Origin of the sequence: Arthrobacter globiformis (genome assembly GCF_030815865.1) — a bacterium.
GTDB classification, from domain to species: domain Bacteria; phylum Actinomycetota; class Actinomycetes; order Actinomycetales; family Micrococcaceae; genus Arthrobacter; species Arthrobacter globiformis_B.
Window position 1 is genome coordinate 4,249,574 of the sequence record NZ_JAUSXI010000001.1, and the last position, 23,870, is coordinate 4,273,443.

The following is a 23,870-nucleotide window of genomic DNA, read 5'->3' on the forward strand; positions in this document are numbered from 1 at the left end:
CGGAGCGGAAACCCGGGGTCACGCACGTTCATGCAACGTCATATTCGGCCACAAAAATCCGCCTGCCTGCGGGCCCCTGGAATTCCCGCGCTAATCCCCCTTGACATTGACCAGTTGGCGCAGCCGGTGCCGTACCTTCACGAGGTCCGCGGCGTCCTGCATGACCTGGTCGATGGGCTTGTAGGCGGCCGGGATCTCGTCGATGAACGCCTCGGTGGCCCGGAACTCAATGCCGTGCATGGCCTCCTTGAGCTGGGCCAGCGAGAAAGCTTTGCGCGCCGCATTACGCGAATACTCCCGGCCTGCACCGTGCGGTGATGAGTTCAGGGAGGCAGTGTTTCCGAGTCCCTCCACAACGTAGGAAGCCGTTCCCATGGATCCCGGAATCAGGCCGGGATCGCCGGCTTCGGCCTTGATGGCGCCCTTGCGCGACACCCAGACCGATTTTCCGTAATGCGTTTCCTGCTGGGTGAAGTTGTGGTGGCAGTTGATCCGCTCCGTCTCCCTGACCGTTCCGCCTACCCATTCACTGAACTGCCGGATCACGCGGTCCATCATTTCCTCGCGGTTCAGCAGGGCGAAGTGCTGGGCCCAGCGCAGCTCCTTGATGTACCGCGTGAACTCCGGTGTACCCTCCTCCAGGTACGCGAGGTCCGGGTCCTCCAGGGTGATGCGCTTGTCGCGGGCCACGCCCTGCGCCACCCTGATGTGATGCTGGGCTATTTTGTTGCCGATGCCTCGTGAGCCGGAGTGCAGGAACAGCCAGACGGCGTCGGTCTCGTCGGTACACACCTCAATGAAGTGGTTGCCGGAGCCGAGTGAGCCAAGCTGCAGGTCCCATTTCGCCACGTACTGCGCCGGGTTGAATCCCGCCTTTTCGGCACGCCTGTGCAGTTCGGCGATGCGCGGCTCCGCAGTGGCCGTCACTTTGCGGTTGTTGTGGCCCGCGGACAGCGGAACGGCGCGCTCGATGTTCTCCCGCAGCGGCTTCCGGTCCCGCGGCAGGTCTTTGAGGGTGTACTGGGTCCGCACCGCGATCATGCCGCACCCGATGTCCACCCCCACGGCGGCCGGAATGATGGCGCCCAGCGTCGGGATGACGGATCCCACCGTTGCGCCCTTGCCCAGGTGCGCGTCCGGCATCAGCGCCAGGTGCGGGTAGATGAAGGGCAGGCGGGAGGTCGTCAGGGCCTGCTCGCGGGTCTTGTCGTCCAGGATCGATGCCCAGTTGATGAGCCGGCTGGTGATGGATTCCATGCTTCGCCTCCCACTGACGATCATGGTGGGGCGGGAGGCGGGTGGCAAGGGCAGCCGGCACGCCGAAGTCGCGGGAACGCAGCGAGGCCGCCGTATCGATACGGCGACCTCGTGCGTTTCCGGCGTACTCGGCGGAATCAGATGCTGTAGCGCTCGTCCTCGTGGTCGCCCGGGTGGTCCTTGACCAGGCCGGCGGCGAGGGTGTTGCCGTCGAGCGGGTCGATCACCAGGAACGCGCCCGTGCGGCGGTGGTGCAGGTAGTTCTCGAGAGGCAGCGGGGCGGCGAGCCGGAGCTGCGCGTGGCCGATGTCGTTGAGCTCCAGGCTGGAGGCACCCTCGAGGTTGAAAGTGGCCAGGTCCAGCTTGCCGTTGACGCTGCGGACCAGGGCCTGCACGGTGCGGGTGCCGTGCTTGACCAGCACCTTGGCGCCCTCGCGGAGCGGCTTCGGGGACAGCCAGCACAGCTGGGCGTACAGGTCGGCCGAGCTTTCGCGGACGGTGCCGGCGGCGGCGATGGTGTCACCGCGGGCGACGTCGAACTCGTCGGCCAGGCGGATCGCCACCGACTGCGGGGCGGAGGCTTCGTCCAACGAGGCACCGGCGAAGTCGATGCCGATGACGGTGGTGGTGCGCGGGTCCTGCCCGGGCGTCAGCACGCTGACCTTGTCCCCCACCTTCACGGAGCCTTCGGTGATCTGTCCGGCGTAGGCGCGGTAATCGCGGTACTCCTCGACGTCCAGCCCGCCGGCAACCGCGTCCGGTGCCAGCGCACCCTGCGGCCGGATCACCAGCTGCACGGGGAAGCGGAAGCTCTCCAAGTGGCTTTCGAGCTCGTCGGCGGCGGGCAGCGTCTCGAGCACCTCGAGCAGGGCGGGGCCCGTGTACCAGGGGGTGCGCTCCGAACGCTCCACCACGTTGTCGCCGTCGAGCGCGGAAACGGGAACCACCAGCAGGTCGGTGATGCCGTCCGAACCCAGGCCAAGTTCACGGCCAACCTTTTGAACGTCGGCCTCGATCTCGCGGAACACGGTCTCGCTGAAGTCCACGAGGTCGATCTTGTTCACGGCCACGATCACGTGGGCCACGCGCAGCAGCTGCAGCACGGACAGGTGCCGGCGGGTCTGCTCCAGGACACCCTTGCGGGCGTCAATGAGCACGACGACGGCATCCGCGGTGGACGCGCCGGTCACCGTGTTCTTGGTGTACTGCACGTGCCCGGGGCAATCCGCGAGGATGAAGCTGCGGCGGTCCGTGGCGAAGTAGCGGTAGGCGACGTCGATGGTGATGCCCTGCTCGCGCTCGGCACGCAGGCCGTCGGTCAGCAGCGCCAGGTCGATGCCGCCAGCGGCACCGCCGAATCCGCGGTCCGCGGAGGTGCGGGCAACGGCGTCGAGTTGGTCGGCAAGGATGGCCTTGGAGTCGTGCAGGAGGCGGCCCACCAAAGTGGACTTCCCGTCGTCGACCGATCCTGCGGTGGCGAAGCGGAACAGCGAGGCCGACGCGAGCGGGGCCTCGTCCAGGAGCGCCGCGGCGCGGGCGGTGTCAATGTCGGTAGTCATTAGAAGTAGCCGTCCTTCTTGCGGTCTTCCATGGCAGCCTCGGAGATGCGGTCATCCGCACGGGTGGCGCCACGTTCGGTGATGGTGGAGGCGGCAACTTCGATCACGACGTCGCGCACGGTGGCGGCGGCCGATTGGACGGCGCCGGTGCAGGACATGTCACCGACGGTCCGGTAGCGGACCGTCTTGGTGATGACTTCCTCATGCGGCAGCGGCTGGGAGACCTCGCCCACGGCGCGCCACATGCCGTCGCGGGCAAAGACCTCGCGGTCGTGGGCGTAGTACAGGCCCGGAAGTTCGATGTTTTCGCGCTCGATGTACCGCCACACGTCCAGCTCGGTCCAGTTGCTGATGGGGAATGCACGGACGTGCTGGCCCACGGTGTGCCGGCCGTTGTAGAGGTTCCACAGCTCGGGGCGCTGGTTGCGCGGGTCCCACTGGCCGAACTCGTCACGGAGGCTCAGGATGCGCTCCTTGGCGCGGGCCTTGTCCTCGTCGCGGCGGCCGCCACCGAACACGGCGTCGAACTTGTTGGACTGGATGGCGTCCAGCAACGGGACGGTCTGCAGCGGGTTGCGGGTGCCGTCGGCACGCTCGGCCAGCTCACCCCGGTCAATGAACTCCTGCACGGAGCCGACGACGAGCTTCAGTCCCAGCCGCTCAACAGTGCGGTCGCGGAAGTCGATGACCTCGGGGAAGTTGTGGCCGGTGTCGACGTGCAGCACGGGGAAGGGAACCTTGCCAGGCCAGAACGCCTTGGTGGCCAGGTGCAGCATGACCACGGAATCCTTGCCGCCGGAGAACAGCAGCGCAGGCTTCTCGAACTCGGCCACGACCTCGCGGATGATGTGGATCGCTTCGGATTCGAGGGTGTCCAGGCTGGAGAGGCGCGTTGATGCAGCTGCGTCGGTCACCAGGGTGGGCTCCTCAGTTAGGAAAGTGCTCATACGTGTAGTCCGCATTCTGTCTTGTCGGATCCTGCCCAGCGGCCGGCGCGGGGGTCATCGCCGGGCGCCACCTTGCGGGTGCAGGGCTGGCAGCCAATGGACGGGTAGCCCTGTGAAAGCAGCGGGTTGACGGGAAGGAGGTTGTCGTCCGAGTACTGCACCAGCTGGTCGAACGTCCAGGCGGCCATGGGGTTGACCTTGACCAGGCCGTTGGCTTCGTCCCATGTGATGAGCGGGGTGTTGGTGCGGGTGGGTGCCTCGTCGCGGCGGACGCCGGTGAACCACAGTTCGTAGCCGGCGAGCGTGCGGCGGAGCGGGGCCACCTTGCGGAGGGCGCAGCACTGGGCAGCGTCGCGTGCGAAGAGGTCCTTGCCCAGGAGCCGGTCCTGCTGTTCAACGGTGTTCTCCGGGAGCACGTCCACCACGTTGACGCGGAGGTTTGCGGCCACCTCGTCGCGCGTGGCATAGGTTTCCGGGAAGTGGTAGCCGGTCTCCAGGAACAGGACGTCGACGCCGGGAAGCTGGTCAGCGACCAGAGCCGGCAGGACGGCGTCGGCCATGGAGCAGGCGACGGCGACGGCGGGCATGTCGAAGTTGCGCTCGACCCAGGCGATGACGTCGCGTGCCGGGGCGTCCCAGCCGAGCTCGGCTGCGCCGGCCTCGGCGAGGGCCTTCAGCTCCTCGGCGGAGCGCTTGGCGGGGCTTGTCGAGACGGGGGTTTCGCTCCCCATCCGCTCCCCAACCTCGCTAGCTCGGCCGGGGAACCCTGCGGCCGTGGGCCCAGGCTCAACCACCGGGTCGATTCCCAATGCGTGCTTGCTCACTGGAGTGCCTCCTCGTCAGCTGCGTGGGCCCACTCGGCGAAGGTCTGGCCCTCGGCACGGTCGGCGACGAACTTGCGGACAACCCGCTCGACGTAATCCGGCAGGTCGGCCACATAGACCTTCAGGCCGCGGACGGTGCGTCCCAGGCCAGCCTCGTCGCGTTCAACGGAAGCCAGCCCGCCGCCCAGGTGGACCTGGAAACCCGGGGTGGGGTCGCCGTCGGGCGTGGGCAGCATCATGCCCTTGAGTCCGATGTCCGCGGTCTGGATGCGGGCGCAGGAGTTGGGGCAGCCGTTGATGTGCAGCGACAGGGCCTGCGGGAGCTGGCCGCTGTCCGCGAGGTCGGCGAGGCGGCGTTCCAGCTCTGCGACGGCCGTGGCCGCGGTTACCTTGGTTTCGACGATGGCCAGCTTGCAGTATTCGATGCCGGTGCAGGCGATGGTGCCGCGGCGGAACACGGACGGGCGGGCGGACAGGCCCAAGGCGTCGAGTTCGGCCACGAGCGGCTCCACCTCGTCCTTGGGCACGTCCAGCACCACCAGCTTCTGGTGCGGGGTGGTGCGCAGGCGGTAGGAGCCACGGGCCTCGAGGGTGTCCGCGAGCTTCACCAGCTGCGCGCCGGAGAGGCGGCCGGCAATGGGGGTGGCGCCGATGAAGAACTTGCCGTCCTTCTGCTCGTGCACGCCCACGTGGTCGCCCGGGGTGGACGGCTTGGGCGCGGCGGGTCCGTCAGCCAGCTTGTAGCCGAGGTATTCGTCCTCGAGGATCTGGCGGAACTTCTCCGGACCCCAGTCGGCCATGAGGAACTTCAGGCGCGCCTTGGTGCGCATGCGGCGGTAGCCGTAGTCACGGAAGATGCTGGTGACGCCGAGCCACACATCCGCTGCCTGGTCCGGCTTCACGAAGGCGCCGAGGCGCTTCCCGAGCATCGGGTTGGTGGAGAGGGCGCCGCCCGCCCAGAGGTCGTAGCCGATGCCGAGTTCGGGGTGCTTGACGCCAACGAGGGCGAAGTCGTTGATCTCGTGCACCACGTCCTGGCTGGGGTGGCCCGTGATGGCGGTCTTGTACTTGCGCGGCAGGTTGGACAGCAGCGGGTTGCCGATGAACCGTTCGCCCAGCTCTTCGATGAGCGGGGTGGGGTCGATGATCTCGTCCTTGGCGATGCCGGCCACGGGCGAGCCGAGGATGACGCGCGGAACGTCGCCGCAGGCTTCGGTGGTGGACAGGCCGTTGGTCTCGAGGCGGCGCCAGATCTCCGGGATGTCCTCCACGCGGATCCAGTGCAGCTGGATGTTCTGGCGGTCCGTAAGGTCCGCGGAATCGCGTGCGAAGTCCACGGAAATCTGGCCGATGACGCGCAGCTGCTCGGTGGTCAGCGCACCGCCGTCGATCCGGACGCGGAGCATGAAGTACTTGTCCTCAAGCTCGTGCGGCTCCAGCGTTGCTGTCTTGCCGCCGTCGATCCCGGGCTTGCGCTGCGTGTACAGCCCCCACCAGCGGAAGCGGCCGTGCAGGTCCTGGCCGGGAATGGCGTCGAACCCTTCCTTGGCATAGATGGACTCGATACGCTCGCGGACGTTGAGGCCGTCGTCTTCCTGCTTCCAGGTTTCGTTGGCGTTCAGCGGGGTGGTTCCGTCCACCTTCCACTGGCCGTGAGGCTTGGCGGCGGGGCGGGAGGCACGGGCCGGGCGCGCGGGCTTGTCCGTGGCCGCTCCGGCTAGAGCTGTATCAGTCATGCATCGACTGTAAAGCCGCCCGGAAACACGTCACAAAGGCCCGGAAATGCTAAGTCACCTAAGGAAACATTTCGTCATGACTCGCCGGGAGGCCTTGAACGGCACCGCTGGCTGTGCTTCGGACGACTGTGCTTCCCGGCGCTTTTCAGGACCTGACGGCATGGGCCGCCAGCGCGGCGTCGTAGCGTTCCAGCGCGATCTCCGCGAGCACCGGCGAGGGCAGCAGCGGCTCGGTCACCAGGTCCGCCCCGGCCTTGGCCAGCTGGTCGTGGAAGAAGCCCGGCGCCAGGAGGTACGAGGCCACCACAACGCGCCCGCCAACGCTTACGCCCCCGGCAGACTCCCCCGCCCCGGCGCCGCCCGCGGCTTCCTCGCGGAGCATGGCGACTGCTTCGGGCACGGAAGGCTTTGCCGAGGCACCGTAGGCGGGGACAACCCGGTTGGAGCGCAGAGCCCGCAGCTGGTCGGCCAGTTCCTCGACGCTGACCGCCGCGTTCGGGTTGGACGAGCCCGCGGCGGCGAGGACGATCGAGTCGTTGTCCGTGACGCCGGCTTCCCGCAGCCGCTGGTCCAGCAGGGCGGCGAGGCGGGGGTCGGGTCCCAGCGGCGCCGCGGCCGCCGTGCCCGGCCGGCTCTTGACGGCCTTCGCGATGTCCACCTTCACGTGGTAGCCCACACTGAGCAGCAAGGGCACGACGACGGCGGAGGCACCGGCGGTGCCGTCGGCCGTTACTACGGACGCTGCTGCGGGGTCCTCTGGGAGCCCGGCCACCACGTCCACCAGATCGGGCTGCTGGACGTCCACATACGCTTCGCGGACGTCGAGCCCCGGACGCAGCGCGGCGATGGCGTCACGGAGGGCATTGACCTCGGCGGCTCCCTGCGCGTTGGAGGTCCCGTGGGCACAGGCGATCAGGATCGGGCTATTCATAGGGGCTAGCGTAACGTTGGAGCTGCACTGTCCGCCCCTTGAATTTTGCCGGGACGCTCCATGACCTTTTCTTTTGACACCGCCCTGGCATGGCTGGACCTGACCGGCATCTTCTTTTTTGCGGTGTCCGGATCGCTGCTCGCCGCGCGCAAACAGTTCGACCTCCTAGGGTCCCTGCTGCTGGCCTCCCTGGTCTCGCTGGGCGGCGGCGTGATCCGCGACATCATCCTCAATTCAGGCCCACCCGCCGCGTTCAGCAACCCGGCCTATCTGGTGCCGCCCCTCCTGGCCACTGGGCTGGTCTACTTCCTGTTCTCCAGCGTGCAGCGCTTCACGTCACTGCTCATCCTGTTCGATGCCGCTGGCCTGGCCCTGTTCTGCATCACCGGTACACTCAAGGCGCTGTCCCTCGGGATGAACCCCGTCGCCGCCGTGCTGCTCGGGGTCACGACGGCGGTGGGCGGCGGACTGCTGCGCGACATCACCGCCAACGAGGTGCCCCAGCTGTTCGATGCCCGGGACCTTTACGCGCTGCCTGCCTTCACGGGCGCCGCACTGACCACAGTCCTGTGGCTGCTGGGTGCCTTCAACGCCCTCTCGGCGTGCGCCGTGGCGGCCCTGGTCTTCGCGTTCCGGGTGGTGGCCTGGCGCCGGTCATGGCGCATTCCGCTGGCCGTCCGCGGATGGCACCGGCTGGGGCTCGAACCCGGGAATTCGAGGGGCCGGGATTAGCTAGGATAAGAGCCATGACTGACATGTTCCTCGAGAAGTTCCGTGCGCTTGTTCCAAAGTATCTCGAAGACGAATGGCAGGAAGAGGACGGGCTGTCCGCCGAGGAACTGGACGCGGAACTCTCCGATCACAAATTCACCATCCCCCTGGTGCTGCGCGAGTTCTACCTGGCACTCGGCGGGTGCGAGGACCTCATGGAGGCCTACCACTACTTCTGGGACCCCGAGGAACTCGAGGTGGACGATGAAGGCTTCCTCATGTTCCTTGAGGACGAGGAAGAAAACTTCACTTGGGGCTTCCGCACCGGCGACCTGAGCGTCCCCGACCCCATCGTCTACCGCCGGAACAACGCCCGCGGCCAGTGGAAGAGCGAGGAAGGCACCTTCTCGGAGTTCGTCTTCGACATGTTCGACTGGGCCTTCAACGACGAGGACTAGTTTTTGCTGCCGTCCTGACCCTGTTTGCCCGCGGACGTGCTGCGGCTCGCCGCTTTCCTCGGCGTGTCGCAGTACCCGCGGCCGCAAAGTAGGTCACGACGGCGTCACTCAGGGGCGAATCTGCCAAGTGTTCGCAGACGGAGCACCGCCAGGACCTCGTCCACCATGGCCTCGGGGTGATAGACGACGTCGTCATAGTAATAGCGCAGCGTGAGAAACCCTCCGCGCATGCCGGCGTTGTTTCTCCGCTGGTCTTTCTTGACCTGCCGGGGTTCAAAGTGCGTGGACCCGTCCAGCTCCACCACGACGCATTCCTCAACCAGGCAGTCAACCTCGCCCACCCCCGGCAGGGGAACATGCATGCGGACAGTGAGTCCGGCCCGGACAAAGTGGGTATGGGCCAGGACCTCCAGCACGGAATCTGCCCGCGGTATCAGCAGACCCAGCACCGCGCGGGCACGGCCATTCCTGTTCCCGATGAGTTTGTCCCTCAGAAATTGGGCGGATATCTGGCCCCGACCGGTGGCTGACTGTACCAGCGCGAGCGCTTCAAGCTCCGGCAGGCACTTAAGTGCGTGCAGGAGCACGTCGGCCAAGCCCGCCACCGGATAGCCCGGTTCGGATGCCTGCATACATGGAGCGTGGTCAATCACCCCGACCTTTGGCACCCCATTGCCGCAACTCAGGTGCACTTCCCGTGGAGGATAAAGGGCCCACAGACTGTAGAAGCGGGCCGCCGACACGCAGGTGAGCCGGCCGTTCGCCCTGAAGGCGGCCAGGACGCCGTCGTCCGCCGCGTGCAGTGCGTAAAACCCCCCGCAGCGGCCGGTACAGTCGGCCGGAATGCACCGCAGCCTCAACGGCGGGACGGCGGAACCCGGCGCGAAATAGGTCTCCCCTTTTAGCCGCTCCCCCGCGGCGAACCAGATATGTCTCAAGGTCCATCACTCCACGGTCCACGCGCCCAGAGGTGTTGGGGAGCCGCCGGTTTGCCTATGTGCACAAAAGAGACCCGGTCCGTCAGGACCCCGTTTCACGGCCGGCTCCTCAGGACGCGCCATGCCAACGGCGTGTCTTTCAATGCGGGTGACCAAACAGGGTCAGGACGGCGGCGTTGAAAGTGTGTGACACGCCGATTAACAATCGATTTTGCGGATGTGACAAATCTGTCATAGAGTGTTCACGGATCCACTGAATGCCTCCGGTGGATCTGATGCGAACGGAGAGACGGTCCCGGTTCCGCGCAGCGTTTGACTCGTAACGCTGCAAGGAACCGGGGCCGTTCCGTTTAAGCCGGCTAAAGCCAGAAGGGCCAGCACCCCCTGGGAAGCCGGGCCCTACCTTGAGCCGTCCTAGCTGGCGCGGTCCACCACGGCGTGCGCGAAGCTGGACAGCGAGGCCTTCACAACGCCCTCGGGCAGCGGGTCCAATGCGGCGATGGCGTCGGCCGCCCAGGCACGGGCCACCACCCAGGATTCCGCCGCGACGGGGTGCTCGCGCAGGCCCGGCGACGGCTTCGGCGAGGGCCTCATCCGAGGAGAGGTCGCCGTCGATCAGCTTGAGAAGTTCGACGGCGGACTGGTCACCGTCCGCCGCGGCCTTACGGAGCAGCAGCACAGGCAAGGTGGGAACGCCTTCACGCAGGTCCGTGCCCGGGGATTTGCCGGATTTGACCTTGACACCCGTGACGTCGATGACGTCGTCGGCAAGCTGGAAGGCGACGCCCACCTTTTCGCCGTACTGCACCAGAACGTCCTCGTAGGCCTCGTCGGCGCCGGAGAAGATGGCACCGAACTGGCCGGAGGCCGCCACCAGCGAACCGGTCTTGTCGGCAATCACGGACAGGTAGTGCTCCACCGGGTCCTCATCCGGGCGCGGCCCGACGGTTTCGTGCAGCTGGCCCAGGCACAGCCGCTCGAAGGTCCGGGCCTGGATGCCGAGCGCGCGGCCGCCCAGCTCGGACACGAGGATGGAGGCGCGGGCGAAGATCAGGTCACCGGTGAGAACGGCCACTGAGTTGCCCCAGACCTCGTGGGCCGTGGGTGCGCCGCGGCGGAAGGGCGCGGAGTCCATGACGTCGTCGTGATACAGCGTGGCCAGGTGCGTCAGCTCAACCACGACGGCGGCCTGCACCACGGCGGGCAGCGACGCGTCACCCAGGTGGGCACAGAGCAGGGTCAGCAGGGGGCGGATGCGCTTGCCGCCGGCTTCCACGAGGTGACGCGACGTTGCGTCAGCCAGGGGGTCGGAGTTGGCGATGGCTTCGCGGAGTTTCTTCTCCACCCGGGCCAGGTTGGTGGTGAGGGCAGGACCCAGGTCGGGGTCTTCCGCGATGGCCGCAAAGCCGGCCGGCAGCTGCAGTCCGGTGGCGATGGCAGTGGTGTTGAGGCTGGGTTCGGAGTCCGGCAGGCCATGCCCGGCGTGCGTCCAGCTGTGGTTCGCGGAGTTGGTCACGGGTTAACCCTAACTTTTTGTTGCGGAAACCGCTGATTTGGAGCCGGAGGGGGGCAAGGGCGGAAGAGTTGGAAGTGGCCGGGACCAGCAGTTCGAGCACACGGATCACGCGGTCCTCGAAGCCCTTGGCCGATGGGTCGGTCAGGTTGGCCAGCAGCCGGACCACGAAGCGCATCAGCACGGGAATGGGCATCCCGGTCCGCAGAGCCAGCTTCATAACAGCGGGCTTCCCGATCAGCGCTGCGAAGGCACGCCCCAGCGTGAAGTGGGATCCCCACTGTTCACGCACATAGTCGGCGTACCCCGCGAGCCGGGAATCGGCGTCGGACGCGTTCCAGCCGCCTGAAGCGGAACGGGAACTGGCGTCAATGATGAACTCGGCGGCGAAGCGGGCGGACTCCATGGCATAGGAGATGCCCTCTCCGTTGAACGGGGACACCATGCCGCCGGCGTCGCCGAGGAGCAGAAGGCCGGGCGAGTAGTGCGGGGTGCGGTTGAAGCCCATGGGCAGGGCGGCGCCGCGGATCTCCCCCACCTGGTTCTCCGGGGTGAAGCCCCACTCGGCGGGCATGCCGGCGGTCCACTCGCGGAGCACCTGCTTGTAGTCCAGCTTGCCGAACTCCTTGGAGGAGTTGAGGATGCCCAGGCCCACGTTGGACGTGCCGTCGCCAACGCCGAACACCCAGCCGTAGCCGGGCAGGAGCTTGCCGTCGCGGCCGGGAAGTTCCAGCCAGCCTTCCATCCAGTCGTCGTCATGCCGCGGCGAGGTGAAGTAGGTGCGGACGGCGACTCCCAGGGGCCGGTCGTCGCGCTTCTGGATGCCGAGGGAGACGGCGGTGCGGGTGGAGTTGCCGTCGGCAGCAAGCACGACGTCGGCGCTGAAGTCGAGCGTCTCCCCCGTCTTCCGTCCGGACTCGTCCAGGATCGCTGCGCGCACGCCCGTCACTCGGCCGTCACCGTTGCGGAGCGCCTCGGTCACGCTGTGGCGTTCCAGCACGGTGGCGCCTGCGGCCTGCGCATGCCGGGCAAGTTCCTCGTCGAAGCCCAGGCGGGTGCGGATCAGGCCGTACTGCGGAAAATCGGACACCTCAGGCCACGGCAGTTCAATGCTGCGGCCGCCGGCGAGCAGGCGCAGCCCCTTGTTCCGGCGCCAGCCGTCCTGTTCGGGGTGCGGCAGGCCGAGCTTCTGGATCTCGCGGACAGCCCGCGGAGTGAGGCCGTCGCCGCACACTTTTTCGCGCGGGAAGCTGGTCTTTTCCAGGACCGTGACGTCAATGCCGGCTTTGGCGAGGTAATACGCGGCGGTGGATCCGGCGGGACCCGCGCCAACAATCAGTACTTTCACAGTGTCAGCGGGCGGTCCGCGGGATGTTGCGGCGCAGTTTGGCCACCGGGCCGGTATGGGCGGCGATGGCTTCCACCGAGCCGTCGCCCGTGAGGGGTTTGTGGGCGCGGTGGACGGCCACGATGCCGCCGCTCAGGTTGCGGTAGGTGACATCTTCCCAGCCGGCGTCCTTCAGCCACGCGGCGAGGTGGTCCTGGTCCGGCCAGGCCCGGATGGACTCGGCCAGGTAGACATATGCATCCGGGTTGGAGGAGACCTTGGTGGCGATGGCCGGCAGGGCGCGCATGAGGTACTCGGTGTACATGGTGCGCCACAGCGGAACCACGGGCTGGGAGAACTCGGCGATGACCAGCTTGCCACCCGGCTTGGTCACCCGGAGCATCTCGGCCAGGGCCTTCTTGGGCTCGTTGACGTTGCGCAGGCCGAAGGAGATGGTACTGGCATCGAAGGTGTTGTCGGCAAAGGGCAGGTGGGTGGCGTCACCGGCGATAAAGTCGATGTCCGGGCGGCGGCGCTTTCCGACCTTGAGCATGCCGAGGGAGAAGTCGCAGGCCACCACGTTTATGCCGGCATCGGCATATGGCTCGCTGGAGGTTCCCGTTCCGGCGGCCAGGTCCAGGACCCGCTGGCCGGCGCTTACGTCCATGGCTTCGACCACAACCTTGCGCCACCGGCGCGTCTGCCCCATCGAGAGGACATCGTTGACGACGTCGTATTTGGGTGCGACGTCGTCAAACATCGTGGCTACTTCGTCCGGACGCTTATCCAAGAATGCTCGGTTCACCATGACATTGTCTCAAAAGTTCCGCAGGGTCCGTGACACAGCCGCCGTCGGGCGTGGTGGCCCGGCTGATCCGCCGCGAAACGCCCCCAACCTGCTGCGCGGAGTACTGTTGACCCATCATGACCAGCACGCTCCGCACCCTGACAGTCCCTTTGGATGGAGAATCGGCTCCCGAGGGGCTGCCGCCATATCTGGTCCGGGATGACGTTCTGTGCTGGACCCGGCGCGAGGCCGGCCTGGTGGGCTTCGGCGAGGCGGCGCGCTTCACCGCCACGGGCCCCGAGCGGTTCCTCGAGGCGGACATCTGGTGGCGCCACCTGGTCATTGAGGCAGACATCACCGATCTTGTGGAGCGCCCGGGCACCGGCCCCGTGGCGTTCGGTTCCTTCGCGTTCTCCAAGGCTTCCACCCACGAATCCCGCCTGATCGTGCCGGAGATCGTCGTGGGCGTCCGGGACGGCCGTGCCTGGCTAACCCAAATAACGGCCGACGACGGCGAACTCACCGAGGCGGGCGCGATCGCGGCCCTGAAGGGGTGGCTGGAGTCGGACCCGGCTGCCGCCGTCGGCTCCCCCGCAGACGGCGGGCCGACCGCGGGCCCGGCCGCCGCCGTCGTACATCCGGACCCGGCCACGCTCCCAGACCAGCCCACGCTGAAAACCGGATCCCTCAGCGAAGAGGACTGGATGGACGCCGTCACCGCCGGCGTCGCCCAGATCCGCACCGGGAAACTGGAGAAGCTGGTGCTGGCCCGGGATATCGTCGCGACCGTTCCCGAGGGCGTGAACGCCGCCGAGGTGCTGCGGCAGCTGGCCGGCCGGTACCGGGAATGCTGGACCTATGGGGTCGACGGCCTCGTCGGGGCGACCCCGGAAATGCTCATCCAGGTGGAGGGCCGCACCGCGCAGGCCCGGGTGCTCGCCGGGACACTGGACCGCCGGGACGCCCTCGGCGAGGCCGGGCTGCCGCTGGACTATGCCGAGCGGGTCCTTGCCGGATCAGAGAAGCAGCGGCACGAGCACGAGATCGCCATCCAGTCGCTGACCACCCAACTGGCACCTTTCTCCGAGGCCATGAATGCGCACGACGAACCGTTCATCCTGGAGCTGCCCAACGTGTGGCACCTCGCGTCCGACGTCAAGGCCGAGCTCACCGAGGTGGAGGGCCACGTCCCCACCTGCCTGGCGCTGATCAACGCGCTGCACCCCACCGCCGCCGTGTGCGGGACCCCCACGCAGGTGGCGGGGGCACTGATCCGGAAACTTGAACACCTGGACCGGGGCCCGTATGCCGGTCCGGTGGGCTGGCTGGACGCCGCGGGCAACGGCGAGTGGGGCATCGCGTTGCGTGGCGCCGTCATCGAGTCCCCCACTACCGTTCGGCTATATGCCGGGTGCGGAATTGTCGAGGGCTCCCAGCCCGAGGCGGAGCTCGCGGAGACGTGGGCCAAGTTCCGGCCGATGCTGGAGTCGCTGAAGATCAGCAGCTGATCTGATCCGGCGGGCATCTCGCCCAGCCTAATGTCCAGGCAGAGCGTCCGGGATACCGGACAGTCCTACGGTTAAACCCCTTGAAAAGCGCTGTGGTTTAGTTATCAAATAGTAAAACTTAGTTTTCTGTGATGTACATCTCCTCTTCGGCGATACACTATGAACCGATTTAGTTCCGCATACCCCTGCAACAAAAGGTAAAGAAATGCAGCTCAAGTCCCGTGCCACGGCCAAATTCAGCGCCAAGGCAGCCGCAATCCTCGCCGTCGGGGCCATCAGCCTCACCGCTTGCGGCGGCGGCGGCTCCACGCCGGCTGCCACGAGCAGCAGCGGCGTGCAGCTCATCAATGCCGGAAAGCTCACCATCTGCTCCGACGTCCCCTATGAGCCCTTCGAATTCCAGAAGGATGGCAAGATCGTGGGCTTCGACATGGATATCGCCGGCGAACTGGCCAAGGACATGAAGGCCGAAGTCAACGTAGTGGACAGCTCCTTCGAGGCCATCGAGACCGGCACCGCACTCACCGGCTGCGACGTCTCCATCTCCTCCGTGTCCATCACGGATACCCGCAAGGCCCTCATGGACTTCTCCGATCCCTATCTGAACGACGACCTGACGCTCGTTGCATCCGAGGCCTCCGGCATCACGAACGTCGAGGGCGCCAAGGGCAAGAAGGTTGGCGTCCAGCAGGCCACCACGGGTGCCAAGTACGCGAAGGACAAGGGCCTCGACGCACAGCAGTTTGAGGACACCGGCCTCCTGGTCCAGGCGCTCAAGGCCGGCACCATCGACGCCGCCCTGGGCAACCAGTCGGTCCTCGGCTACGCCATCAAGGATGACTCCAAGTTCAAGCGTGTCGAGAACTACGCCACTGGGGAAAAGCTCGGCATCGCGGTCAAGAAGGGCAACACCGCCATGCTCGACCAGGTCAACACGACGCTGAAGCGCCTGACCGACGACGGAAGCCTCAAGAAGTTCGAGACCAGCTGGTTCGGCGAAGCCGCCAAGTAACCGGCGCGCCTGACACCTACACGGCAGGGGCCCCGTCCGGGATCTGTTCAGCAGTCCGTACGGGGCCTCAACTGCGCAAAACGAATGTGAGTACACCATGGCAATGACCGCGCGACAGCGGGCCAGAGTAAGTCTGTACGTCCAGGCAGGGATTTTCGTTGTGGCCGTGGCCGCACTGATCCTGGCCACCGACTGGAAGACCCTCACCACCAATGTCTTCAACTTCGGCAAGATCGGCCCGATGTTCCCGGACATCTTCTTCTCGGGCCTGAAAAACACCCTGATCTACACGTTCCTGGGGTTCATCGTGGGCCTGTCCGGGGGCCTGCTGCTGGCCCTCATGAAGCTCTCCAGCTTCCCGTTGTACCGCTGGATCGCCACTGGCTATATCGAATTCTTCCGAGGCATCCCGGCGCTGCTGGTCTTCATCGCCTTCGGCTACGGCGTTCCGCTGGCGTTCGGTGTCCAGTGGAACGTGGCCGTCGTGGTGATGGTTTCACTGGGCATGGTGGCGGCCGCCTACATCGCCGAGACGCTTCGTGCCGGGCTGCAGGCCGTGCCCAAGGGCCAGACGGAAGCCGCGAGGTCGCTCGGCATGCCGCAGTGGCGGGCGATGGTCACGATCGTCATCCCACAGGCCTTCAGGATTGTCCTCCCGCCGCTGACCAACGAGGTCATCCTGCTGACCAAGGACTCCTCGCTGATCTACGTGCTGGGCCTGACGGCGGCGCAGTACGAACTCACCAAGTTTGGCCGCGACGGCATCTCCAGCCTCGGTGCGGGACTCACTCCGCTCCTCGTGGCGGGTGCGTTCTACCTCGTGGTCACCATCCCGCTGAGCCTCCTGGCCCGGAAGTTCGAAAGCCGCTCCGCGCGGACCAAGCGTTAGGCAGGGAAGTCATGAACGACGTCGAAATTCACTCCCGCACCCAAAGCGGGCGCGTCCACGCCGCCGGTGTGGCCATCAAGGACCTGCGCAAATCATACGGCTCCAACGAGGTCCTCAAGGGCATCAGCCTGGACGTCGCACCGGGAGAAGTGGTGTGCCTGATCGGCCCGTCCGGTTCCGGCAAGTCCACCCTGCTGCGGTGCGTCAACCTGTTGGAGCAGCCTAATGAAGGCAGCATCCACGTGGGCGGCTTTGACGCCACGGATGCAGATGTGGACATCGACAAGATGCGCCGCAAGGTAGGCATGGTGTTCCAGCAGTTCAACCTGTTTCCGCACCTGAACGCGCTGCGCAACTGCACGATCGCCCAGACCAAGGTGCTGAAGCGCCCGCAGGCCGAAGCGGACAAGATCGCCCGCGCCAACCTTGAGCGCGTGGGGCTTGGCCACCTCGCCGACCGGTTCCCGGACCAGCTCTCCGGCGGCCAGCAGCAGCGTGTGGCGATCGCCCGCGCGCTGAGCATGGACCCCGAGCTGATGCTCTTCGACGAGCCCACGTCGGCCCTCGACCCGGAGACCGTGGGCGACGTCCTCTCGGTCATGCGGAACCTGGCCAAGGAAGGCATGACCATGCTCGTGGTCACGCACGAGATGGGCTTCGCCCGCGAAGTCGCGGACCGCGTGGTGTTCATGGACGGCGGCGTGGTGGTCGAGGAAGGGTCCGCCGAGCAGGTCGTCGGCTCCCCCACCCAGGGCCGCACCAAGGAATTCCTCCGCCGCGTGCTGGACCCCACCCACATCGAGATCGCCGAGTAGGTTCGGTTCCGGCGGGCAACTGCCCTGGCGCTGCAGGATTCCCGCAGCTCCAGGGCATTTGCGCGTCAGGACTCAGGCCCCCGGCGCGTCAGTTCGCCGCGGCTCGCACGACCACCACGTCAAAGTCCAGGTCAAAGTAGCGGCCCACCCATCCTTTGGCCCCCGTGATGCCGAACGCACAGCGGTCCAGGTGGTCCGCCCTGGCTAGCACTTGGATGCGGTCGGGATTTTGGGCTTCCCAGGACGAGACGGGCAATTGCACGGGAACGACAACCCCATGCATGGCCACCGTCCCGACGAGCACCATCCCGCGTTCGTCCTCCCGCACCCCGGTGGAAGCGAACTCGATGTGCGGAAAACTGGCCACGTCCAGCAGTCCCGGACCCTTGACATCGCCATCCCGCTTCGCATTGCCGGACGTGAAGCTCGCCGCGGCGATGGTTGCGGTGACGTGGCAGTCCGCGAGCGTTTCGCCAATCTCCAGCTGCCCGGATGCAATGCTGAATTTGGCTCGCACCGTGCCCAGGCCGAACATGTGCCGGCCTGTGTAGGTGATGGCCGAGCGGACACCGTCGATGCGGTAGGTTCCGGCGCTGGGGATGGCAAGGACTGTTGTCTCTGGCTGGCTGGTCATGGCCGTATTCCTTTGAATTTTTGCCGGGCTCCCCCATACCTGGCAATTGCTGATGTATCATCAATTTTGCCGTGTATCATGCTGATACGTCAACAACTTTTTATGAAAGGAACCCCGTTGCCAAAGCCCCGCTGGTTGAGCAAGGACGAGGAGGAAGCGTGGCTCGCCTACATCCTCTTCAGCCGTCAACTGGCCGCAGGGATGGAGCGCCAGCTGGCCGGAAGCGGCGTCTCCGGCGCTGATTACCAGATGCTCGCTCCGCTCGCCGAAGCCGGGGCCGCCGGCATGCGCCCCCGGGACCTGGGATACAGTGCGGGCTGGGACCGCAGCCGGCTGGCGCACCAGCTGGGACGCATGGAAAAGCGGGGCCTTGTCACCCGCGAGCCGGCCGCAGACGATGGCCGCGGCACGGTGGTCCGACTCACCGAAGCCGGGCGGGCTGCCTTGAGAGCGGCATCACCGGGCCACATCGAGTGGGTCCGGGAAAACTTTCTCTCGCTGATGACTCCCGAGGACCGTCGGATGCTCGTGGCCCTTTCCGAACGGGTGATGGCCAAACTCGAGCCTGAGTCACACGCGCGCTAACCCGCGAGGACTCCCGCCGCCGCTTCCGCCACTGCCGCCTTGATTTGACGGTGCAGGGCGCGGAGTTCATGCCGGTCCGTGCGCACCTCGATGATGGTGCGAGCCGTAAACGGTGCGGCCAGCGCCTCGGCGAGTCCCGCCGTCGTACTCACCGAACAATGCCCGACGCCGTATGCCGAGGCAAGTGCCGCAATGTCCACTGAGTGCGGGGTGCCGAAGAGGCGTTCGACGGCGTCTCCGTAGCCGCCGGACTCGGCGACCGCGCCGTGTTCCAGGAGGCTGAAGATGGCGCCGCCGGAGTCGTTGAGGACCACGATGCGCAGCTGCGGCTGTTCCTCGCCGGCGCCGAGGAAGAGGCCGCCGGCATCGTGCAGGAAGGTGACGTCCCCGAGCAGCAAGGTGGTTTCCTGGTGTCCGCCGAGGGCGATGCCGGTGGCGGTGGAAATGGTGCCGTCGATGCCGGCCAGGCCCCGGCTGGCGAAGACCGTGGCGGCCGGCTCCGGTGCAGGCTGGCCGGCGAGGTCGACGTCGCGGATGCCGTTGGATGAGCCGAGGACCAGCTGACCGCGGGCGTGCTGCCACACGAGCGAGCCGACGGCGGGACCGGTTGCCGCGTCTGCCGCGGCGAGTATACCGTCGACGGCATGCTGGGCGGCAGCGCCTGCGAGCAGCCAGGCGTCGAGCCAGGCGGACGAGCCCCGGCCGGCGAACTCCGCCAGTTCGGGCAGCCCGGCGATCGGCGTTTCCCGGCGCCGCCCCGGCTCGTACCAAGCGACCGGCACCGGCTCATAGAGTGCTGCGGGGATGTCCGTCCGGGCCAGCAGCGCGGAGACCGGCCGGGAGAGCGTGGGGCGCCCGAACACCACGGCGCGCTCGATGGGCAGCGCCGAGTCCGGGCCGAAGTGCTCCAGCAGCAGGCGGTACGGTCCCACGGCGTTGGGCCCAAAACGGGAGTTGGACGACGGCTCGGCCAGCAGCGGCAGGCCATGGGCGCGGGCGAAGGCCTCGGCGACCGGACCGGCGTCGTGCCCTGCGAGGACCACGGTGCGCCTCTCCGGGAGGCCGGCCGGGGCAGGGTCAAGGGTCATGGTGAGCGGGTCGGTGCCGATCCGGAACGTTCCGTGGCCGCGCTGATCCGGCAGCCGCTCCCCCGCCTCGGGCACCAGCGGATCACGGAAGGCGAGGTTGAGCTGGACGGGTCCCGGCGGTGTGTCCTCGAAGGCACCCGTCGCGGCGGCGAGCGATGTTTCCACCGCACGCTGCGGGCTCTCGCCGGCGGGAACGTCGACGGCGAAGCGGACGTGCTCGCCGAAGAGGTCCAGCTGGACGGTGGTCTGGTTCGCGCCCGTGCCGCGCAACTCTTCCGGCCGGTCGGCTGAGAGCACCACCAGCGGTACGGCGGCGTGGTTGGCCTCCATCACCGCAGGGAGGAGATTCCCGACGGCGGTCCCTGACGTCGTCAGCACAGCTACCGGCGCGCCGGTGGCCAGGGCCAGGCCGAGCGCGGTAAACCCCGCCGAACGCTCGTCAATCCGCACCAGCAGTTCAACTTTCCCCGCCGCCGAGGCCTCGGCCAGCGCATAGGCCATGGGAGCCGACCGCGAGCCCGGGGCTACAACGACGTACCGGACCCCGCCGTCGAGCAGCGTAGCGACGGCAATCCGTGCGGAAGCCACGGACGTAAGCCTGGTCTCGGCGCCGGGGCGAGGGGCTGGGCCGGCCGCCACGGGGTCAGCCGCTGAAGCATCGGATACGGCGGCGGACGGCTCAGTGGGTTCGTGCGAAGTCACCGAACCAGTCTGCCACCAACCGACGCTCCATCCGATCCTGCCGCCAAACTCCAAACGCTTCTTCACGTCCTGCCGGTAAAGGGCCAACGCTTCCTCACGTCCTGCCGCCAGACTCCAAACGCTTCCTCACATCCTGCCGCCAGACTCCAAACGCTTCCTCACGTCCTGCCGGTAAAGAGCCAACGCTTCCTCACTTTCCCAAGGAAAGTGAGGAAGCGTTGGCCGAGAACCTGCAATATCTGATGGAGCGTCGGGAAAAACCCGACCAGACGTGAGGAAGCGCTTGGTACAGAACGAGGCGGAGCCTAGGAGCGGAACACCTGGATCACGGCCGGGCGGGGAGCCCGGACCTGACCACGGCGGGGAGTCGCGCCGGCGGCAACGTAGTCCGGGAAGTACGAGTGCGGCGCCTCGAAGGTGCCCTCCTCGCCCGGGTGCTGCACGGAGACGAACACGGTGCGCTCGGTGTCGTGGACGATCGGCCCGCAGGTTTCGGCGTCGCGGGGCACGGCCAGGAACTGCTCCACGCGGCCGCGCTCGGGGCCATCCAGGGTGACCTTGAACAGGCCGTCAGCCTTGCCGATGCCGGAGGGGGCGCCGTCGGTGGAGATCCAGAGATTGCCCACGGAATCGAAGGCCAGGTTGTCCGGGCAGGAAATCGGCGAGACCTGGTCGGCCGGGAAGCCGGAAAAGTAGGTGACGTCGCCGGTGGAGGGATCGCCGCAGACCATCAGCAGGTTCCACGTGAACTTGGTGGAGGTCTGGTCGCCGGTCTCCGTGATTTCGACGATGTGGCCGTCGCGGTTTTCGTTGCGCGGGTTGACCTCTGTGGCGCCTTCCTTGCCCGGCTTGCCGCGGTCCGAGTTGTTGGTGCAGGCCACGTAGACCTTGCCGGTGTGCAGGCTGGGCTGGACGTCTTCGCAGCGGTCCATCTTGGTGGGGCCCACCTTGTCCGCGGCCAGCCGCGTGTACACGAGGACTTCCTCGACGGACATGCCGGCAACCATGGACCTGCCGCCGACCACCAGGGGCAGCCATTCGCCGGTGCCGTCGAAGGAGCCGTCCGACGGAACCGAGCCCTTGCCGTCAATCTCAGCGGCCGGGGCGCTGCCGGCGAACTTCGCAACGTAGAGGTCGCCCTCGGAGAGGAGCGTCATGTTGTGCCTGCGGTCGCCCTCGCGGTACTTGGCCTTGGAGACGAACTTGTAGAGGTAATCGAAGCGCTCGTCGTCGCCGGAGTAGGCAACCACGTGGCCGGACTCGGCCACGATCACGTTGGCGCCCTCATGCTTGAAACGGCCCAGGGATGAGTGCTTCTTCGGCGTGGACGTGGGGTCGAACGGGTCCACCTCCACAATCCAGCCGAAGCGGTTGGTTTCATTTTCGTAGCCGGCGTTGTTGGCGTTGAAACGCGGGTCGTCCAGCTCCCACTGCCGCGCCGTGGCCTTGTTGGTGAGGCCGTAGCGCTTGTCCGAGGCGGACGTGCCCGGAGCGACGAAGTAACCGTTGAAGTTTTCCTCGCCCGAGAGGATGGTGCCCCACGGGGTGGTTCCGCCGGAGCAGTTGCCCAGCGTGCCGTTGATCCAGCGGCCCTCGGGGTCGGCCACGGTCTTGACCAGGTCCGAGCCGGCGACGGGCCCGGTCAGCTCGTAGCTGGTGCTGTTTAGGTAGCGGCGGTTCAGCGGGGCGCCCTGGACGTAGCTCCAGGGCTTGTTCTTGTTCTTGCGCTCCAGCTCGACGACGGTGAGGCCGTGGGCAGCCGCACCCACCGCCCGCACCTGCTCGGCGGGCATGCTGGCAGGGAACATGATGTTCTCGTTGGTGTATTCGTGGTTCGCGAAGAGCAGAGCGCGCCGGCCCTTGCTGCCGGGGATCTCGAGGATGTCCGAGTAGTCGTTGTTGTAGCCGAACTGGCGCTCCTGTGCTGCTGCGGTCTGGTTGCCCAGCTCGAGCGCCGGGGCGTCCTTGAAGATGGGGTCACCCCAGCGAATCACCGGCTGCCAGGTGAATCCTGCCGGCACCGTCACGGCGTCAACGTCGGACGCAATGGAAGGGATGGCGGTGAACTGCAGCTTGGACGCGCCCGGGCTAAAACCGTTTCTGGCGGCGGACAGTCCCGTCCCGCCGTCGGCGACGGCCTTCTCGGTGGACGTCACGGCACCGCCGAGGACGACGGCGAGGGCACCGGCGGCGCCGAAACCCAGGGCGGCGCGGCGGGACAGCGTGGTGGAGGCAATGTCGCGGAAGTAGCTGTTGGAGCTCGTGTTGCAGACGTCGCCCGCGCAGGCGTTGTCGCACTTGAGGGCGCAGGTGACAGGGCTGCGCTTGCCTTTGGTGTGGCCGAGCATGGGCAGCAGGGCGAACTTGCGTCCGGAGATTTCAGACATGGGAGAGAGACCTTCCAAGGGTTTAGATGCGGCACCGCCACCCTGCCAGGGAAAGCCAACCGGAAGCCGACACTCAGATGAAGATCCGGTGAACTCGGCACGCGGATGAGGAAGCGTTCCGGGAAACCCTCAGGACATGAGGAAGCGTCGCCGGAAAACCCGCAGGACCTGAGGAAGCGTTTGTTGGGAGGGGGTTAGGCCGGGGCCGGGAGCGCGGCGTACGCGCGGCGGAGCCGGGCGAGCCACCATTCCCGGCGCCCGGACGGGGCGGCGTACTGCTCAAGCAGCCCCTCGTCGGCGACGGCATCGCGCAAGGTGATGGCGCCGTCGTCGGCCACCAATGGTTCGGTAATCACGTCCGCGGCGAGCAGCGAAACCGTTCCCAGCCCGCATGCATAGGGCAGTTCCGGCAGTGCGGCAGCGAGCGCGAGCCCGGCACGGATCCCCACGGAGGTATCCAGGGCGGAACTCACGACGGCGGGCATCCCCGCCTGCGCGACCAATTCCAGCGCCCGCCGGACTCCCCCGAGCGGCGCCACCTTCACGACGAGGAGATCTGCCGCACCTGCCCGCGCCACCTTGAGGGGATCGTCTTCCTTGCGGACACTTTCGTCGGCCGCGATCAGCACAGCCACGCCCGCCGCACGGAGCCGCCGCCGCACCTCCGCCAGGCCCTCAATCTCCGGCACGGGCTGCTCGGCGTACTCCAGCCCTACTTCGGCCAGCCGGGTCAGCGCCGCCACCGCCGCCGGAACGTCCCAGCCGCCGTTGGCGTCCACGCGGATGGCAGCGTCCGGAAGCGCGGCACGGACAGCAGCGACGCGGGCAGCGTCGTCGGCGAGCGTCTGGCCGCGTTCTGCCACCTTGACCTTGACGGCGTCCACGCGGCCGAATCTGGCCAGTATCTCGGGAACTCGCTCCGCTTCAATGGCGGGCACGGTCGCATTGACGGGGATGCTGGTCCGCAGGGGCTCCGGGAAACCGTGCCAGCCGGCCTCGATGGCGGAGGCAAGCCAGCGGGAGGCCTCGGCGTCGCCGTACTCGGGGAACGCGCCGAACTCGCCCCATCCCATCGGACCGCGGAGGAGCAGCGTTTCGCGTTCCAGGATCCCGCGGAACTTCACGCGCATGGGCAGAACCACCACGCGGGCGCTTTGCAGCAGTTCCTCGAGGGGCGGGTGCGGGAGAGGCATGAATTCACTGTACCGGCGTGCCCGCCACCGATCGGCCAAGGCGAAAACCAGCGAACAGAACTACGCCGG

The 23,870-nt window shown here is 67.1% G+C and carries 19 protein-coding genes and 2 pseudogenes; 7 read left to right on the top strand and 14 right to left on the bottom strand.

Annotated elements, in window-relative coordinates; all coding sequences use genetic code 11:
• Nucleotides 1-90: 90 nt before the first annotated feature.
• The 6 genes from QFZ33_RS19775 to QFZ33_RS19800 form a co-directional block, all read right to left on the bottom strand.
• A complete protein-coding gene (locus tag QFZ33_RS19775) occupies nt 91-1,257 on the bottom strand; it encodes an RtcB family protein (protein WP_307030217.1) in 1,167 nt (388 codons plus the stop codon).
• A gap of 137 nt (nt 1,258-1,394) precedes the next feature.
• Nucleotides 1,395-2,816 carry a sulfate adenylyltransferase subunit 1 gene (locus QFZ33_RS19780; RefSeq protein WP_307030219.1) on the bottom strand — a complete coding sequence of 474 codons (1,422 nt, stop codon included), beginning with the start codon at nt 2,814-2,816 and terminating at the stop codon, nt 1,395-1,397.
• Nucleotides 2,816-3,763, bottom strand: a complete 948-nt coding sequence (gene cysD / locus QFZ33_RS19785; protein WP_307030220.1) for a sulfate adenylyltransferase subunit CysD — start codon at nt 3,761-3,763, stop codon at nt 2,816-2,818. Before cysD ends, QFZ33_RS19780 begins: the two co-directional genes overlap by 1 nt.
• Complete coding sequence (locus QFZ33_RS19790) at nt 3,760-4,494, bottom strand: phosphoadenylyl-sulfate reductase (protein WP_307031909.1); 735 nt, start codon at nt 4,492-4,494, stop codon at nt 3,760-3,762. Before QFZ33_RS19790 ends, cysD begins: the two co-directional genes overlap by 4 nt.
• 89 nt (nt 4,495-4,583) lie before the next feature.
• Nucleotides 4,584-6,323, bottom strand: a complete 1,740-nt coding sequence (locus QFZ33_RS19795; protein WP_307030222.1) for a nitrite/sulfite reductase — start codon at nt 6,321-6,323, stop codon at nt 4,584-4,586.
• A gap of 145 nt (nt 6,324-6,468) precedes the next feature.
• Nucleotides 6,469-7,254, bottom strand: a complete 786-nt coding sequence (locus tag QFZ33_RS19800; protein WP_307030225.1) for a sirohydrochlorin chelatase — start codon at nt 7,252-7,254, stop codon at nt 6,469-6,471.
• A gap of 60 nt (nt 7,255-7,314) precedes the next feature.
• On the opposite strand from QFZ33_RS19800, the gene QFZ33_RS19805 reads away from it, so the two are divergent.
• A complete protein-coding gene (locus QFZ33_RS19805) occupies nt 7,315-7,986 on the top strand; it encodes a trimeric intracellular cation channel family protein (RefSeq protein WP_307030226.1) in 672 nt (223 codons plus the stop codon).
• A 14-nt stretch (nt 7,987-8,000) separates the two neighbouring features.
• On the top strand, nt 8,001-8,423 hold the full coding sequence (locus QFZ33_RS19810) for a hypothetical protein (RefSeq protein ID WP_102971347.1): 423 nt from the start codon (nt 8,001-8,003) through the stop codon (nt 8,421-8,423).
• Nucleotides 8,424-8,527: 104 nt separating this feature from the next.
• Here QFZ33_RS19810 and QFZ33_RS19815 read toward each other — a convergent pair whose 3' ends face one another.
• The 4 genes and pseudogenes from QFZ33_RS19815 to QFZ33_RS19830 all read right to left on the bottom strand — a co-directional run bounded on the left by QFZ33_RS19815 (nt 8,528) and on the right by QFZ33_RS19830 (nt 13,006).
• Nucleotides 8,528-9,055 (bottom strand): endonuclease domain-containing protein, encoded by a 528-nt coding sequence (locus tag QFZ33_RS19815; protein WP_307030228.1) that lies wholly within the window; start codon nt 9,053-9,055, stop codon nt 8,528-8,530.
• A 720-nt stretch (nt 9,056-9,775) separates the two neighbouring features.
• Nucleotides 9,776-10,877: pseudogene (locus QFZ33_RS19820) on the bottom strand (polyprenyl synthetase family protein).
• Nucleotides 10,874-12,222, bottom strand: a pseudogene (locus QFZ33_RS19825) (geranylgeranyl reductase family protein). The pseudogenes QFZ33_RS19820 and QFZ33_RS19825 overlap by 4 nt, the downstream one beginning before the upstream one ends.
• A gap of 4 nt (nt 12,223-12,226) precedes the next feature.
• Nucleotides 12,227-13,006 (bottom strand): demethylmenaquinone methyltransferase, encoded by a 780-nt coding sequence (locus QFZ33_RS19830; protein WP_307031911.1) that lies wholly within the window; start codon nt 13,004-13,006, stop codon nt 12,227-12,229.
• 119 nt (nt 13,007-13,125) lie between these two features.
• Between QFZ33_RS19830 and QFZ33_RS19835 the strand changes: the two genes are divergently transcribed.
• From QFZ33_RS19835 to QFZ33_RS19850, 4 genes are all read left to right on the top strand, one after another.
• A complete protein-coding gene (locus tag QFZ33_RS19835; protein ID WP_307030230.1) occupies nt 13,126-14,496 on the top strand; it encodes an isochorismate synthase in 1,371 nt (456 codons plus the stop codon).
• Between the two features lie 205 nt (nt 14,497-14,701).
• Nucleotides 14,702-15,508: an ABC transporter substrate-binding protein gene (locus QFZ33_RS19840; RefSeq protein WP_307030232.1), complete on the top strand. Its 807-nt coding sequence runs from the start codon at nt 14,702-14,704 to the stop codon at nt 15,506-15,508.
• 97 nt (nt 15,509-15,605) lie between these two features.
• Nucleotides 15,606-16,397: an amino acid ABC transporter permease gene (locus QFZ33_RS19845; RefSeq protein ID WP_111905073.1), complete on the top strand. Its 792-nt coding sequence runs from the start codon at nt 15,606-15,608 to the stop codon at nt 16,395-16,397.
• Nucleotides 16,398-16,408: 11 nt separating this feature from the next.
• A complete protein-coding gene (locus tag QFZ33_RS19850) occupies nt 16,409-17,212 on the top strand; it encodes an amino acid ABC transporter ATP-binding protein (protein WP_214846445.1) in 804 nt (267 codons plus the stop codon).
• Between the two features lie 88 nt (nt 17,213-17,300).
• On the opposite strand, the gene QFZ33_RS19855 is transcribed toward QFZ33_RS19850, so the two are convergent.
• Entirely contained in the window at nt 17,301-17,846 is a 546-nt protein-coding gene (locus tag QFZ33_RS19855) for a YceI family protein (RefSeq protein WP_307030236.1), read from the bottom strand.
• Nucleotides 17,847-17,963: 117 nt separating this feature from the next.
• Here QFZ33_RS19855 and QFZ33_RS19860 point away from each other — a divergent pair, with 117 nt between their 5' ends.
• On the top strand, nt 17,964-18,431 hold the full coding sequence (locus QFZ33_RS19860; RefSeq protein WP_214846440.1) for a MarR family winged helix-turn-helix transcriptional regulator: 468 nt from the start codon (nt 17,964-17,966) through the stop codon (nt 18,429-18,431).
• On the opposite strand, the gene menD is transcribed toward QFZ33_RS19860, so the two are convergent.
• The 3 genes from menD to QFZ33_RS19875 all read right to left on the bottom strand — a co-directional run bounded on the left by menD (nt 18,428) and on the right by QFZ33_RS19875 (nt 23,801).
• Nucleotides 18,428-20,221 carry a 2-succinyl-5-enolpyruvyl-6-hydroxy-3-cyclohexene-1-carboxylic-acid synthase gene (gene menD / locus QFZ33_RS19865; protein ID WP_373427300.1) on the bottom strand — a complete coding sequence of 598 codons (1,794 nt, stop codon included), beginning with the start codon at nt 20,219-20,221 and terminating at the stop codon, nt 18,428-18,430. The genes QFZ33_RS19860 and menD overlap by 4 nt on opposite strands.
• 305 nt (nt 20,222-20,526) lie before the next feature.
• On the bottom strand, nt 20,527-22,608 hold the full coding sequence (locus QFZ33_RS19870; protein WP_307030238.1) for a PhoX family protein: 2,082 nt from the start codon (nt 22,606-22,608) through the stop codon (nt 20,527-20,529).
• Nucleotides 22,609-22,802: 194 nt separating this feature from the next.
• Nucleotides 22,803-23,801 (bottom strand): o-succinylbenzoate synthase, encoded by a 999-nt coding sequence (locus QFZ33_RS19875; RefSeq protein WP_307030240.1) that lies wholly within the window; start codon nt 23,799-23,801, stop codon nt 22,803-22,805.
• Nucleotides 23,802-23,870 lie beyond the last annotated feature (69 nt).

What these genes read in the sequence shown, in the direction of transcription:
- QFZ33_RS19800 (WP_307030225.1), bottom strand. Translation starts at nt 7,254, where the DNA reads ATGAATAGCCCGATCCTGATCGCCTGTGCCCACGGGACCTCCAACGCG.
- QFZ33_RS19775 (WP_307030217.1), bottom strand. Translation starts at nt 1,257, where the DNA reads ATGGAATCCATCACCAGCCGGCTCATCAACTGGGCATCGATCCTGGAC.
- QFZ33_RS19780 (WP_307030219.1), bottom strand. Translation starts at nt 2,816, where the DNA reads ATGACTACCGACATTGACACCGCCCGCGCCGCGGCGCTCCTGGACGAG.
- QFZ33_RS19805 (WP_307030226.1), top strand. Translation starts at nt 7,315, where the DNA reads ATGACCTTTTCTTTTGACACCGCCCTGGCATGGCTGGACCTGACCGGC.
- cysD (WP_307030220.1), bottom strand. Translation starts at nt 3,763, where the DNA reads ATGAGCACTTTCCTAACTGAGGAGCCCACCCTGGTGACCGACGCAGCT.
- QFZ33_RS19850 (WP_214846445.1), top strand. Translation starts at nt 16,409, where the DNA reads ATGAACGACGTCGAAATTCACTCCCGCACCCAAAGCGGGCGCGTCCAC.
- QFZ33_RS19795 (WP_307030222.1), bottom strand. Translation starts at nt 6,323, where the DNA reads ATGACTGATACAGCTCTAGCCGGAGCGGCCACGGACAAGCCCGCGCGC.
- QFZ33_RS19810 (WP_102971347.1), top strand. Translation starts at nt 8,001, where the DNA reads ATGACTGACATGTTCCTCGAGAAGTTCCGTGCGCTTGTTCCAAAGTAT.
- QFZ33_RS19855 (WP_307030236.1), bottom strand. Translation starts at nt 17,846, where the DNA reads ATGACCAGCCAGCCAGAGACAACAGTCCTTGCCATCCCCAGCGCCGGA.
- QFZ33_RS19815 (WP_307030228.1), bottom strand. Translation starts at nt 9,055, where the DNA reads ATGCAGGCATCCGAACCGGGCTATCCGGTGGCGGGCTTGGCCGACGTG.
- QFZ33_RS19870 (WP_307030238.1), bottom strand. Translation starts at nt 22,608, where the DNA reads ATGTCTGAAATCTCCGGACGCAAGTTCGCCCTGCTGCCCATGCTCGGC.
- QFZ33_RS19790 (WP_307031909.1), bottom strand. Translation starts at nt 4,494, where the DNA reads ATGGGGAGCGAAACCCCCGTCTCGACAAGCCCCGCCAAGCGCTCCGCC.
- QFZ33_RS19835 (WP_307030230.1), top strand. Translation starts at nt 13,126, where the DNA reads ATGACCAGCACGCTCCGCACCCTGACAGTCCCTTTGGATGGAGAATCG.
- QFZ33_RS19840 (WP_307030232.1), top strand. Translation starts at nt 14,702, where the DNA reads ATGCAGCTCAAGTCCCGTGCCACGGCCAAATTCAGCGCCAAGGCAGCC.
- QFZ33_RS19845 (WP_111905073.1), top strand. Translation starts at nt 15,606, where the DNA reads ATGGCAATGACCGCGCGACAGCGGGCCAGAGTAAGTCTGTACGTCCAG.
- QFZ33_RS19875 (WP_307030240.1), bottom strand. Translation starts at nt 23,801, where the DNA reads ATGCCTCTCCCGCACCCGCCCCTCGAGGAACTGCTGCAAAGCGCCCGC.